The sequence below is a fragment of the Streptomyces sp. NBC_01363 genome (genome assembly GCF_026340595.1).
Classification (GTDB): domain Bacteria; phylum Actinomycetota; class Actinomycetes; order Streptomycetales; family Streptomycetaceae; genus Streptomyces.
The window spans coordinates 3,699,306-3,711,492 of the sequence record NZ_JAPEPF010000001.1 but is presented as its reverse complement, the minus strand read 5'-3'; the positions used below and the strand labels follow the sequence as shown (position 1 = coordinate 3,711,492).

Annotated in this window: 13 protein-coding genes; 7 read left to right on the top strand and 6 right to left on the bottom strand. The window is 72.0% G+C overall.

All coding sequences use genetic code 11. The features are described from left to right. The 4 genes from OG611_RS17070 to OG611_RS17055 are packed head-to-tail and all read left to right on the top strand — an operon-like array spanning nucleotide 1 to nucleotide 3,462. Nucleotides 1-744 (top strand): enoyl-CoA hydratase family protein, encoded by a 744-nt coding sequence (locus tag OG611_RS17070; RefSeq protein WP_266420641.1) that lies wholly within the window; start codon nucleotides 1-3, stop codon nucleotides 742-744. Nucleotides 745-746: 2 nt separating this feature from the next. Further along, nucleotides 747-1,616 (top strand): CoA transferase subunit A, encoded by an 870-nt coding sequence (locus OG611_RS17065; RefSeq protein WP_266420638.1) that lies wholly within the window; start codon nucleotides 747-749, stop codon nucleotides 1,614-1,616. 23 nt (nucleotides 1,617-1,639) lie between these two features. Then, nucleotides 1,640-2,392 carry a CoA-transferase subunit beta gene (locus OG611_RS17060; protein WP_266425954.1) on the top strand — a complete coding sequence of 251 codons (753 nt, stop codon included), beginning with the start codon at nucleotides 1,640-1,642 and terminating at the stop codon, nucleotides 2,390-2,392. Beyond that, a complete protein-coding gene (locus OG611_RS17055; protein ID WP_266420635.1) occupies nucleotides 2,392-3,462 on the top strand; it encodes a nitronate monooxygenase family protein in 1,071 nt (356 codons plus the stop codon). The genes OG611_RS17060 and OG611_RS17055 overlap by 1 nt, the downstream gene beginning before the upstream one ends. Nucleotides 3,463-3,514: 52 nt before the next feature. Here the strand turns inward: OG611_RS17055 and OG611_RS17050 are convergent, their stop codons facing one another. The 5 genes from OG611_RS17050 to OG611_RS17030 form a co-directional block, all read right to left on the bottom strand. Then, on the bottom strand, nucleotides 3,515-5,176 hold the full coding sequence (locus OG611_RS17050; protein WP_266420632.1) for a DEAD/DEAH box helicase: 1,662 nt from the start codon (nucleotides 5,174-5,176) through the stop codon (nucleotides 3,515-3,517). A gap of 176 nt (nucleotides 5,177-5,352) precedes the next feature. Further along, nucleotides 5,353-5,556, bottom strand: coding sequence for a cold-shock protein (locus tag OG611_RS17045; protein WP_003969786.1), 204 nt, complete (start codon nucleotides 5,554-5,556; stop codon nucleotides 5,353-5,355). Between the two features lie 358 nt (nucleotides 5,557-5,914). Next, complete coding sequence (locus tag OG611_RS17040) at nucleotides 5,915-7,072, bottom strand: acetyl-CoA C-acetyltransferase (RefSeq protein WP_266420629.1); 1,158 nt, start codon at nucleotides 7,070-7,072, stop codon at nucleotides 5,915-5,917. Between the two features lie 31 nt (nucleotides 7,073-7,103). Next, nucleotides 7,104-7,715, bottom strand: coding sequence for a TetR/AcrR family transcriptional regulator (locus OG611_RS17035; RefSeq protein WP_266420626.1), 612 nt, complete (start codon nucleotides 7,713-7,715; stop codon nucleotides 7,104-7,106). A gap of 54 nt (nucleotides 7,716-7,769) precedes the next feature. Continuing rightward, the gene (locus OG611_RS17030; RefSeq protein ID WP_266420623.1) at nucleotides 7,770-8,552 is read right to left on the bottom strand and encodes an SDR family oxidoreductase; all 783 of its coding nucleotides are present in this window, start codon (nucleotides 8,550-8,552) and stop codon (nucleotides 7,770-7,772) included. 92 nt (nucleotides 8,553-8,644) lie between these two features. Here OG611_RS17030 and OG611_RS17025 point away from each other — a divergent pair, with 92 nt between their 5' ends. The 3 genes from OG611_RS17025 to OG611_RS17015 are packed head-to-tail and all read left to right on the top strand — an operon-like array spanning nucleotide 8,645 to nucleotide 11,696. Next, nucleotides 8,645-9,535 carry an enoyl-CoA hydratase gene (locus tag OG611_RS17025; RefSeq protein ID WP_266420622.1) on the top strand — a complete coding sequence of 297 codons (891 nt, stop codon included), beginning with the start codon at nucleotides 8,645-8,647 and terminating at the stop codon, nucleotides 9,533-9,535. Further along, entirely contained in the window at nucleotides 9,535-10,680 is a 1,146-nt protein-coding gene (locus OG611_RS17020; RefSeq protein ID WP_266420621.1) for an acyl-CoA dehydrogenase family protein, read from the top strand. Before OG611_RS17025 ends, OG611_RS17020 begins: the two co-directional genes overlap by 1 nt. Beyond that, nucleotides 10,680-11,696, top strand: coding sequence for an acyl-CoA dehydrogenase family protein (locus tag OG611_RS17015; protein ID WP_266420619.1), 1,017 nt, complete (start codon nucleotides 10,680-10,682; stop codon nucleotides 11,694-11,696). Before OG611_RS17020 ends, OG611_RS17015 begins: the two co-directional genes overlap by 1 nt. Here the strand turns inward: OG611_RS17015 and OG611_RS17010 are convergent. Then, complete coding sequence (locus tag OG611_RS17010; RefSeq protein WP_266420618.1) at nucleotides 11,676-12,143, bottom strand: pyridoxamine 5'-phosphate oxidase family protein; 468 nt, start codon at nucleotides 12,141-12,143, stop codon at nucleotides 11,676-11,678. The two genes, OG611_RS17015 and OG611_RS17010, sit on opposite strands and share 21 nt — an antisense overlap. Between the last annotated feature and the right edge of the window lie 44 nt (nucleotides 12,144-12,187).

The following is a 12,187-nucleotide window of genomic DNA, read 5'->3' as shown; positions in this document are numbered from 1 at the left end:
ATGGGTGTCTCCACCACAAGTCCCGGCAAGGGCATCCGACTCGTCACGGTCGACCATCCGCCCGTCAACGCGCTGCCCGTGCGGGGCTGGTACGACCTCGCCGACGCACTCCGCGCGGCGGGCCGCGACCCCGAGGTCCGCTGCGTCGTGCTGGCCGCCGCCGGACGCGGATTCAACGCGGGCGTCGACATCAAGGAGATGCAGCGCGACACCGGCCATGCCACCCTGATCGGCGCCAATCGCGGCTGCTACGAGGCGTTCGCCGCCGTGTACGAGTGCGAGGTCCCGGTCGTCGCCGCGGTGAACGGCTTCTGCCTCGGCGGCGGCATCGGCCTCGTCGGCAACGCGGACGCGATCGTGGCGAGCGACGACGCGACGTTCGGCCTGCCCGAGCTGGACCGGGGCGCGCTCGGCGCGGCGACCCATCTGGCCCGGCTCGTGCCCCAGCATCTGATGCGCGCGCTCTACTACACCTCGCGCACCGCCACCGCCGCCGAACTGCACGCCCACGGCTCGGTCTGGAAGGTCGTACCGCGCGACGAACTCCTCGGTGCGGCACTGGAGCTGGCGGGCGAGATAGCCCGCAAGGACGGGTATCTGATCCGGCTGGCCAAGGCCGCCATCAACGGCATCGACCCGGTGGACGTACGCCGCAGCTACCGCTTCGAGCAGGGCTTCACCTTCGAGGCCAACCTCAGTGGCGTCGCCGACCGCGTACGCGAAACGTTCGGCAAGGAGGCATGACCATGACCGACAAGACCATGACCGCCGACGACGTCGTCTCCCGGCTCAGCAGCGGGATGACGATCGGCATCGGTGGCTGGGGCTCGCGCCGCAAACCCATGGCGCTGGTGCGGGCGCTGCTCCGCTCCCGGATCACCGATCTCACCGTGATCTCGTACGGCGGCCCCGACGTGGGTCTGCTCGCCGCCGCCGGCAAGATCCGGAAACTGGTCGCGGCCTTCGCCACGCTCGACTCGATCCCGCTCGAACCCCATTTCAGGGCCGCCCGCCAGCGCGGCGCGTTCGAGCTGATGGAGATCGACGAGGCCATGTTCATGTGGGGGCTGCACGCCGCCGCGAACCGGCTGCCGTTCCTCCCCGTGCGTGCCGGTATCGGTTCCGACGTGATGCGGGTCAACCCGGGCCTGCGCACGGTCGCTTCGCCGTACGCGGACGGCGAGGAGTTCGTCGCGATGCCCGCGCTGCGGATGGACGCCGCGCTGGTCCACATGAACCGCGCCGACCGGTTCGGCAACGGCCAGTACCTCGGCCCGGACCCGTACTTCGACGACCTCTTCTGCGAGGCCGCGGACACCGCGTACGTCTCCTGCGAACGCCTCGTGGACACCGCCGAGCTGACCGGGAACGCCGCCCCGCAGACCCTCCTCGTCAAGCGGCACTCCGTCACCGGTGTCGTCGAGACCCCGAACGGCGCGCACTTCACCTCCTGCGTGCCCGACCACCCGCGCGACGAGGCGTTCCAGCAGGCGTACGCGACCGCCGCCGCAGATCCCGCCGCCTGGGCGGCCTTCAGCGACCGCTTCCTGCCCGCCGAGGGCGACGAGAAGAGCTACCAGTCGGCCGTCCGGACCTGGCACGAGGAGCAGAAATGACCACGGAGAACGCGAACGCGCCCGTGAACGCGACCACGGCCACGGCCGCGGCCACCCGGGCCGAGTACTGCGTGATCGCCTGCGCCGATGCCTGGCGCGACAACGGTGAGGTGCTCGCCAGCCCGATGGGCCTCGTCCCGTCCGTCGGCGCCCGGCTCGCCCGGCGCACCTTCTCGCCCGATCTGCTGCTCACCGACGGCGAGGCACTGCTCGTCGGCCCGGACGGCACGACGGAGGGCTGGCTGCCCTACCGCCATCACCTCACCATGGTCACCGGCGGCAGGCGTCACGTGATGATGGGGGCGAGCCAGATCGACCGGTTCGGCAACCAGAACATCTCCTGCATCGGTGACTGGGAACAGCCCGCCCGCCAACTGCTCGGCGTGCGCGGCGCCCCGGTCAACACCCTGAACAACCCTGTCAGTTACTGGGTGCCCAGGCACTCCACCCGGGTCTTCGTCGAGCGCGTCGACATGATCTGCGGGGTCGGCTACGACAGTGCCGCCGCGGCCGGTGCCTCGGCGACCCGCTACCACCGCATCCCGCGCGTCGTGACCGATCTCTGCGTCCTCGACTTCGCGACCCCGGACCGCTCGATGCGCCTGGCCTCGCTGCACCCCGGCGTCACCGTCGACCAGGTCCGCGAGGCCACCGGTTTCGCGCTCACCATCGCGGACGACGTCCCGTGCACCCGGGAGCCGACCGCCGAGGAGCTGTCCCTGATCCGCGAGGTCATCGACCCGCAGGGCACCCGGAACCGCGAGGTCAGGGTCTGATGCGGACGGCGCTCACGGACCTCGTCGGCATCCGCCGCCCCATCGTCCAGACCGGCATGGGCTGGGTCGCGGGCCCCCGCCTGGTCTCCGCCACGGCCCGCGCCGGCGCCCTCGGCATCCTGGCCTCCGCGACGATGACCACGGAGCAGCTGCGGGCGGCGGTGCGGGAGGTCGGGTCCCGTACGGACGAGCCGTTCGGCGTCAATCTGCGCGCCGACGCGGGCGACGCGCGCGAGCGGGTACGGATCATCATCGACGAGGGCGTGAAGGTGGCGTCCTTCGCGCTGGCCCCCTCGAAGGAGCTCATCGCCGAGCTGCAGGACGCGGGGGTGATCGTGATCCCGTCGATCGGCGCCAGGCGTCATGCCGAGAAGGTCGCGGCGTGGGGCGCGGACGCGGTGATCGTGCAGGGCGGCGAGGGCGGCGGGCACACCGGTGAGGTGGCGACGACCGTGCTGCTGCCCCAGGTCGTCGACGCGGTGGACATCCCGGTGATCGCGGCGGGCGGATTCCGTGACGGCCGGGGCCTGGTCGCGGCGCTGGCGTACGGGGCGGCGGGCATCGCGATGGGTACGCGGTTCCTGCTGACGTCGGACTCGACCGTGCCGGACGCGGTGAAGGCCCGGTACCTGGCGGCGGGCGTCAAGGACATCACGGTCACCACGGCGGTGGACGGGCTCCCGCACCGGATGCTGCGTACGGAGATGGTCGCCGCGCTGGAGCACGCGGGCCGGGTCCGGGCGCTGGCCCAGGCGGTGCGCCGGGCGGCGGGCTTCCGGCGGATCTCCGGGATGAGCTGGTCCCGGATGGTGCGCGACGGTCTCGCGATGAGGCACGGCAAGGACCTGTCGTGGAGCCAGGTCCTGCTGGCGGCCAACACGCCGATGCTCCTGAAGGCGTCCATGGTCGACGGCCGGACGGATCTGGGGGTGATGGCATCGGGCCAGGTGGCGGGCCTGATCGAGGATCTGCCCAGCTGCGCGGAGCTGGTGGACCGGGTGATGGCCGAGGCCCACGAGGCGCTGGGCGCGGTGACCCGCGCGGAGCGGGCGGAGGGCGCGGACGCGTAGGCGGCGCCCGGATCTCTCCGGGCGCCGCCCTGTCCGCCACGTGTCCGTACGGCTACGCGGCCCTGCGGCCACGTCCCGCCGCCGCGCCGCCGCGTCCGGCCCCGGAGCGCCCGGCACCCGCGCCGCGCGACTCGCCGTTGCCACGGCCGCCGCCGGTAGCCGTAGCGCGGGAAGCACCGCCCGCACCCGCCGTGCGGGAGGCGCCGCCCGTGCCGCGGGCCTCGCCGCCGCCCTGTCCGGCGCCGCGCCGGCCCCGGCCGCGGCTGCCCGAACGGAAGCCGGTGCCGCCCGCCGCGGCCCCGCCCGAGCGCGTGCGCTGCTTCGGCGGGGTCGGCTGCGGGACCTCGATGACGATCGCGACACCGGACGGCTCACGGGCCCCGGTGATCCGGGTGAGCTCCTCGTCGCTGGACTTGATCCGGGTGGTCCGCGGGGCGATGCCCGCGTCGGCCATCAGCCGGGTCATCTCCCGCTTCTCCTCGGGCAGCACCAAGGTGACGACGCTGCCGGACTCCCCGGCGCGCGCGGTGCGCCCGCCGCGGTGGAGGTAGTCCTTGTGGTCGGTCGGCGGGTCCACGTTCACGACCAGGTCGAGGTCGTCGACGTGGATGCCCCGGGCCGCCACGTTGGTCGCCACGAGCGCGGTGACCTGGCCGTTCTTGAACTGGTCCAGGGTCCGGTTGCGCTGCGGCTGCGAGCGCCCGCCGTGCAGGGCGGCGGCCCGTACACCACTGGCGAGCAGCCGCTTGGCGAACCGGTCGGCGGCGCGCTTGGTGTCCACGAACATGATCACCCGGCCGTCGCGGGCGGCGATCCTGGTGGCGACGGCCTTCTTGTCGGTCTCGTCGGCCACGTGCAGCACATGGTGCTCCATCGTGGTGACGGCGCCGGCGGACGGGTCGACGGAGTGCACGACGGGGTCGGTCAGGAACATCTTGACCAGCCGGTCGATGTTCTTGTCGAGCGTCGCGGAGAACAGCATCCGCTGGCCGTCCGGCTCGACCTGCTTGAGCAGGGCGACGACCTGCGGCATGAAGCCCATGTCGGCCATCTGGTCGGCCTCGTCGAGGACGGTGATGGCGACCTGGTCGAGGCGGCAGTCGCCGCGCTCGATGAGGTCCTTCAGCCGTCCGGGCGTGGCGACGAGCACCTCGGCGCCGCGGCGCAGCGTGCCGGACTGCTTGGTGATCGACATGCCGCCGACGACGGTGGCAAGGCGAAGGTTCACGGACGTCGCGTACGGCGTCAGTGCGTCGGTGACCTGCTGGGCGAGCTCGCGGGTCGGGACGAGGACGAGCGCCAGCGGCGCCTTCGGCTCGGCGCGCCGTCCGGCGGTGCGGGCCAGCAGGGCGAGGCCGAAGGCGAGGGTCTTGCCGGAGCCGGTGCGGCCGCGGCCGAGGATGTCCCGGCCGGCGAGCGAGTTCGGCAGGGTGGCGCCCTGGATCGGGAACGGTTCGGTGACGCCCTGCGCGGCAAGGGTCTTCAGCAGGGCTGCGGGCATGTCCAGCTCGGCGAACGCCTCTACGGCGGGCAGTGCGGGGGTCATGGTTTCGGGCAGGGCGAATTCGCCCTGCGGCGGCGTGGCCCTGCGACGGGGCGACGCCTTGCCGGATCCCTTGCCGGAACCCTTAGCGGTTGCCTTTGCCGGGGCCGTGCCGCGCCCCCTCGACGGGCGGTTGCGGGCGGGTCGGTCCTGGCGTTCGGAGCGGGTCATACGGAATTGCCCTCCTGGGGGATTCCTGAGGAGTCCTGGGGATTCCTGAGAACTGCGTGGGACTGCTGGGGAGTGCTGTGGGCAGGCGTGCGTGTTCGCCATGTCCTGGGGACAGCACAAGCCGGGACCCGCACCTTCACGGTGCGGGCCCCGGCTGCGAGGTACGCGTCCGGCAATTAGGCCGGGACGATGTTCTCCGCCTGCGGGCCCTTCTGGCCCTGCGTGACGTCGAAGGAGACCTTCTGGCCCTCCTGGAGCTCACGGAAGCCCGAGGTGGCGATGTTGGAGTAGTGGGCGAAGACGTCGGCGCCGCCGCCGTCCTGCTCGATGAAGCCGAAGCCCTTTTCCGAGTTGAACCACTTCACGGTTCCAGTAGCCATGTCATTCTCCTAAAAGAGGTGCAGTGCCGGAAATCCGCACTTTACGAATTTCAAGTCGCCGCATTGAGCCCCATCCGGAGAAAGCCGGAAAACAATAATGCGCCTGAGGAAGCATTCCCGTCAGGCGCACATAAAGTTCATGGGTACCAAAACTGCAACTCGGCAACCGTAGCACGTTCCGCCGGTCCGCGGTGGGAACACGCCGCGCCGCCGACCGGCGGATTCTTGTCCCGGCCCTTGCGGTAACTGGCCGGGAGCGGTCTCGGAACGCCGCCGGAATCGTTGCCGGGACCGGTGTCCGAGCGGTTCGGCGGCCGTGTCGGAGGGGTTCGGCGACCGTGCCCGGCCGGGTCCTGGGTCAGAGCCGTTCGATGATCGTCACGTTCGCCTGACCGCCGCCCTCGCACATGACCTGGAGTCCGTAGCGGCCGCCGGTGCGCTCCAGTTCGTGCAGCAGAGTCGTCATCAATTTTGCGCCGGTTGCGCCGAGCGGGTGACCGAGGGCGATCCCGCCGCCGTTGACGTTGACCCGGTCGGGGTCGGCCCCGGTCTCCTTCAGCCAGGCCAGCACGACGGGGGCGAATGCCTCGTTGATCTCGACGAGGTCCATTTCGTCGATGGTCATTCCGGCTTTCTTGAGCGCGTACGCGGTGGCCGGGATCGGTGCCGACAGCATGCGGATCGGGTCCTCGCCGCGTACCGAGAGGTGGTGGACGCGGGCGCGCGGGGTGAGGCCGTGCTCCGCCACCGCCCGCTCGGAGGCGATGAGCAGGGCGGCGGCGCCGTCGGAGATCTGCGAGGAGCACGCGGCGGTGATCGTGCCGCCGTCCAGGACCGGCTTCAGCGCCGCCATCTTCTCCGGGGTGGTGTCGCGACGCGGCCCCTCGTCGGTGGTGACGTCACCGAGGGCGACGGTCTCGCGCGCGAAGCGGCCCTCGTCGATGGCGCGGATCGCGCGCCGGTGGGAGCGGAGCGCGAACTCCTCCATGTCCTGGCGGCTGATGCCCCATTTCTCGGCGATCAGCTGGGCGCCGTGGAACTGGTTGACCGGTGCGTCGCCGTACCGGGCGCGCCAGCCCGCGCTGCCCGCGTACGGGCCGCCCGTCAGCCCGAGGGGTTCGGCGGCCTGGCGGGAGGCGAAGGCGATGGGGATCTGCGTCATGCTCTGGGTGCCGCCCGCGACGACCAGGTCCTGGGTGCCGGAGAGGACGCCCTGGGCGGCGAAGTGCACGGCCTGCTGGGAGGAGCCGCACTGGCGGTCGACGGTCACGCCGGGGACCTCCTCGGGCAGTCCGGCCGCCAGCCAGCAGGTGCGGGCGATGTCGCCGGCCTGCGGTCCGACGGTGTCGACGCAGCCGAACACCACGTCCTCGACGGCCGCCGGATCGATCCCGGTCCGTTCGACGAGGGCCTTGATGACATGGGCGCCGAGGTCGGCGGGGTGTACGGCGCCGAGCCCTCCGCCGCGCCGGCCGACCGGGGTGCGTACCGCTTCGACCACGTATGCCTCGGCCATGTCTGCTGCTCCTCCGTGAGCGCGGGTGGGGTCAGGTGTCGAGGGCGATGCCGTCCAGGACCATCGAGAGGTACTGGCGGGCGATCTCCTCGGGGCTGTGCAGTCCGCCCGGCCGGTACCAGGACGCCGCGACCCAGACGGTGTCGCGGACGAAGCGGTAGGTGAGGCGGATGTCGAGGTCGGCGCGGAAGCTGTGGTCGGCGACGCCGCGTTCCAGGGTGCCGAGCCAGGCCTGCTCGAACTTCTGCTGGGAGTCGACGAGGTACTGGAACCGCGGCTGGGCGGCCAGATGCCTGGACTCCTTCTGGTAGATGGCGACCGCGGCACGGTGGCGGTCGATCTCCCGGAAGGACTCGGTGACGAGTGCCTCGATGGTCTCCCTGGGGGCCAGTCCGGCGGCGAGCACCGTGTCGTACCCCTCCCAGAGTTCGGTGAGGAAGGTCGAGAGGATCTCGTCGACCATCGATTCCTTGGAATCGAAGTGGTAGTAGAGGCTGCCCGCGAGCATCCCGGCCGCGTCCGCGATCTTGCGGACGGTGGTGGCGTTGTATCCCTGGGCGGCGAAGACCTCGGCCGCGGTGGCGAGCAGTTCGCGGCGCCGCTCGGGCGAGGGGGTCACCTGGGGCTTCTTCTTGGTAGGCACCCGACCATTCTCCGCCCGGTGGTCGCCGTCGAGGGTGTCCCGGCCGTCGCACGGTCAGGCACGCTGACTGCTGACGGAGACGACCTCGCCGGTCAGGTACGAGGAGTAGTCGCTGGCGAGGAAGACGATGACGTTGGCGACCTCCCACGGCTCGGCGTACCGGCCGAAGGCCTCCTTCGCGGTCAGTTCGTCGAGGAGTTCGGCGGAGGTGACCTTCACCAGGTGCGGGTGCATGGCGAGGCTGGGTGCGACGGCGTTGACGCGTACGCCGTACTCGGCGGCCTCGATCGCGGCGCACCGGGTGAGGGCCATGACGCCCGCTTTCGCGGCGGCGTAGTGGGCCTGGCCGCTCTGGGCGCGCCAGCCGACGACGGAGGCGTTGTTGACGACGATGCCGCCGCGGCCCGCCGCCCGCAGGGAGCGCAGGGCTGCCCGGGTGCAGCGGAAGGTGCCGTTCAGGGTGACGTCGAGGACCTTGGTCCACTGTTCGTCGGTCATCTCGGTGAGTTCGGCGGTGCCGCCGAGCCCGGCGTTGTTGACGACGACGTCGAGGCCGTCGTGGACCTGTTCGGCGAGCGCGAACAGCGCCTGGACCTGGCTCTCGTCGGTGACGTCGCAGGGCAGTGCGGCGACGCGGTCCGCGCCGAACTCCTCGGCGAACGCCTGCTCGGTCTCCTTCAGCCGGCGGGCGTGCGCGTCGCCGATGACGATGCGGGCGCCCTCCTCCAGGAATCTGCGGGCGGTGGCACCGCCGATGCCGGCACCCGCGGCGGCGGTGATGACGGCGGTGCGGCCGGCCAGCAGCCCGTGTCCGGATACGTACTGCGGTGCGCTCACGCCTGTACCTCCTCGGTCCGGCCCGCGGATCCTCGACGGTGCTCGTGCCCGTACGTTAACCTACCAAACACTTGTTAGGGAAGGATGAGCCGATGCCCTCTGCCCATGACACCTCCGGCCACGACGCCTCCGCCGACGGCCACCGGCCCGGCCCGGTGCTGTACGAGCGCCGCGGCCCGGTCGCGTACATCACGCTGAACCGCCCGCGCTACCGCAACGCCCAGAACTCGGCCATGACCTACGCCCTGGACGACGCCTTCTACCGGGCCGCCGAGGACTCGGAGGTCAAGGTGGCCGTGCTGGCGGGCGCCGGGGAGCACTTCTCGGCGGGCCATGACATCGGCACGCCCGAGCGCGACGCGCATCTGCCCTTCGAGCGCAGGGCGGGCCTGTGGTGGGACCACTCCGACAAGACCGGGGCGGAGAGCCGCTTCGCCCGCGAGTCGGAGGTCTACCTGGGCATGTGCCGGCGTTGGCGCGAGCTGCCGAAGCCGGTCATCGCCTCCGTCCAGGGCGCGTGCGTGGCCGGCGGGCTGATGCTCGCCTGGGTCTGCGACCTGATCGTGGCGAGCGAGGACGCCTTCTTCGCCGATCCGGTGGTGCGGATGGGCATCCCCGGTGTCGAGTACTTCGCGCACCCGTGGGTGATGCCGCCCCGGATCGCGAAGGAGTTCCTGTACACCGGCGACCGGATGGGCGCCCGCCGGGCGTACGAGGTCGGCATGGTGAACAAGGTGGTGGAACGGGCACAACTCGCCGATTCCACACATGAGTTGGCACTGCGGATCGCCGGGATGCCGCGCCTCGGGCTGGCACTGGCCAAGCGCGCCGTCAATCAGGCCGAGGACCTCCAGGGGATGCACACCGGGATGGACTCCGTCTTCGGGCTGCACCACCTCGCCCATGCGCACAACGCGGAGACGGCGGCGGACCCGCTCGGCGGCATGGACATCGCCTCGCTGAAGAAGAAGGCGGACGGCTGATGGATCTGTCCTGCACGGCGCAGGAGGCGGCCTTCCGGGCCGAGGCGCGCCGATGGCTGCGGGCCAATGTGCCCGCCGGGCCGCTGCCGTCGCTGGAGACCGCCGAGGGCTTCGCCGCGCACCGGGAGTGGGAGGCGAGGCTGTACGCGGACCGCTGGTCGGTCGTCTCCTGGCCGGCCGAGTACGGCGGCCGGGGCGTCGACATCTTCCGGTGGCTGATCTTCGAGGAGGAGTACTACGCGGCGGGCGGCCCCGGACGGGTCTCGCAGAACGGCATCAACCTCCTCGCCCCGACGCTCTTCGACCACGCCACGGAAGAGCAGCGGGCCCGGGTCCTGCCGTCGATGGCGAGCGGTGAGGTGATCTGGGCGCAGGCCTGGTCCGAGCCGGAGGCGGGATCGGACCTGGCGTCGCTGCGTTCACGGGCCGTGCGCACGGACGGCGGCTGGCTGCTCTCGGGGCAGAAGACCTGGTCCTCCCGGGCCGCGTTCGCGGACCGGGCGTTCGGCATCTTCCGTACGGACGCCGGGGCGGCGAAGCCTCACCACGGGCTGACGTATCTGATGTTCGACCTGTCGGCGCCGGGTGTTTCGGTCCGGCCCATCGGGCGGCTCGACGGCAAGCCGGCCTTCGCCGAGCTGTTCCTGGACGAGGTGTTCGTACCGGACGAGGACGTCATCGGGGAGCCCGGACAGGGCTGGCGTATCGCCATGTCGACAACGGGCAACGAGCGTGGGCTGACGCTCCGCTCCCCCGGCCGTTTCCTGGCCGCCGCCGATCGGCTGGCCGCGCTGTGGCGCGCCCAGGGCGATCCGTCGGACACGGCGATGCGGGACCGGGTGGCGGACGCGGTGATCGGGGCGCGCGCGTATCAGCTCTTCACCGGCGCCAACGCGTCCCGCTTCGCCGCCGGGGCGTCCATCGGCGCGGAGTCCAGCCTGAACAAGGTGTTCTGGTCCGAGTACGACATCGCGCTGCACGAGACCGCACTCGATCTGCTCGGCCCGGACGCGGAACTCGCCGCATCCGAGTGGGCCGAGGGCCATCTCTTCTCCCTCGCGGGCCCCATCTACGCCGGCACGAACGAGATCCAGCGCGACATCATCGCCGAGCGGCTGCTCGGCCTGCCGAAGGGACGGCGCTGATGCGTTTCCTGCTCGACGACGAGCAGCGGGAGTTCGCCCGCTCGCTGGACGCGATGCTGACCGCCTCGGACACTCCTTCGGTGGTACGGGCCTGGGCCGCCGGGGACCACGGCCCCGGCACGGCCCTGTGGGCGCGGCTGGCGGGAGCGGGGGTGTTCGCGCTCGCGGTACCGGAGGCGTACGGGGGCGTCGGCCCGCTGCCGGTGGAACTCGCGGTCGCCTTCACCGAGTTGGGACGGCATGTGGTGCCCGGTCCGGTGGTGGAGACGGTCGCGGCCGCGGTGCTGCTGGCGGACGTGGGCGGCCCGGCGGCCGAGGAGTGGCTGCCCCGGCTGGCGTCCGGCGCGGCATCGGCGACGCTGCGGGTGGCGGGGTGCGGGCCGTACGCACTGGACGCGGACGCGGTGGACGCCGTGTTCACGGTGACCGGCGACGAGTTGCGGCTCGCGCCGGGTCCGGGGGAGCTGAGTCCGTCGTCCGACCCGGCCCGTCGGCTGCTGCGCCCCGAGCCGGGCGGGGAACTGCTCGCGTCGGGGGCACAGGCGGCACAGGCGGCGGTGCGGGCCGCCCGGTGGGCGGCGTTCGCGACGGCCGCCCAGGCGCTCGGCACGGGCGAGGCACTGCTGCGGACCACGGTCGCGTACGTCGGACAGCGCACCCAGTTCGGTACGGCCATCGGTTCCTTCCAGGCGGTCAAGCACCGGCTGGCGGACACCCTGATCGGGCTGGAGTTCGCCCGCCCGCTGCTGTACGGGGCGGCACTCGCGCTCGCCGGGGGCGCACCGGACGCCGGGGCGGCGGTGGCGGCGGCCAAGGTGACGGCGGGCGAGGCGGGGTACGCGGCGGCGCGGACCGCGCTGCAGTTGCACGGGGCGGTGGGGTACACGCAGGAGCTGGACCTGTCGCTGTGGCTGCGCAAGGCACGCCCCCTGCGCGATGCGTGGGGGACGCCGGGGGCGTGCCGAGCGCGGGTGCTGGCCGACGGGCCGGCCGCGTCAGAGGACCTCGCCCATTGAGCCCTCGTCGTTGCCCCTCCGGAAGGTGCGCAGCGGGTGGCCGGGACGCCATGCCTGGATGGCCAGGGTGTCGCCGCCTTCGAGACCGATGCGCACCACCTCGGTCAGCTCCATGCGGAAGAGGTGGAAGGGTTCCGGTGGCTTCACCTCCTCGATGAAGCGGGCCAGCACGGCGGGGTCGGTCACCTCCACCGCGCGGCCGGAGATCCGGACGTCCCCGGCGGTCATCTCGGCGTCCGGTCCGGGGTTGGCGTGCACCGCGAACCGTGGATCGCGCAGCAGGTCCAGCGCCTTGCGCGAGTTGGGCATCATGCCGAGAAAGGCCTCACCCAGCCGGAAATCCACTTCGAGGCCGGTCACGCGCGGGGATCCGTCCTTGCGCAGGGTCGCCAGGACGTGGTGCTTGTACTGCTCGAAGCGGGTCCGGACGGTGACTCTGCTGCGCAATTCCGTGCGGGGGTGAAGGTGGGCACGGGATGATCGTCTGTACG

Excerpts from the sequence above, each read along its gene's own strand:
- OG611_RS17070 (WP_266420641.1), top strand. The coding sequence starts at position 1 with ATGGGTGTCTCCACCACAAGTCCCGGCAAGGGCATCCGACTCGTCACG.
- OG611_RS17065 (WP_266420638.1), top strand. The coding sequence starts at position 747 with ATGACCGACAAGACCATGACCGCCGACGACGTCGTCTCCCGGCTCAGC.
- OG611_RS17055 (WP_266420635.1), top strand. The coding sequence starts at position 2,392 with ATGCGGACGGCGCTCACGGACCTCGTCGGCATCCGCCGCCCCATCGTC.
- OG611_RS17050 (WP_266420632.1), bottom strand. The coding sequence starts at position 5,176 with ATGACCCGCTCCGAACGCCAGGACCGACCCGCCCGCAACCGCCCGTCG.
- OG611_RS17045 (WP_003969786.1), bottom strand. The coding sequence starts at position 5,556 with ATGGCTACTGGAACCGTGAAGTGGTTCAACTCGGAAAAGGGCTTCGGC.
- OG611_RS17040 (WP_266420629.1), bottom strand. The coding sequence starts at position 7,072 with ATGGCCGAGGCATACGTGGTCGAAGCGGTACGCACCCCGGTCGGCCGG.
- OG611_RS17025 (WP_266420622.1), top strand. The coding sequence starts at position 8,645 with ATGCCCTCTGCCCATGACACCTCCGGCCACGACGCCTCCGCCGACGGC.
- OG611_RS17020 (WP_266420621.1), top strand. The coding sequence starts at position 9,535 with ATGGATCTGTCCTGCACGGCGCAGGAGGCGGCCTTCCGGGCCGAGGCG.
- OG611_RS17015 (WP_266420619.1), top strand. The coding sequence starts at position 10,680 with ATGCGTTTCCTGCTCGACGACGAGCAGCGGGAGTTCGCCCGCTCGCTG.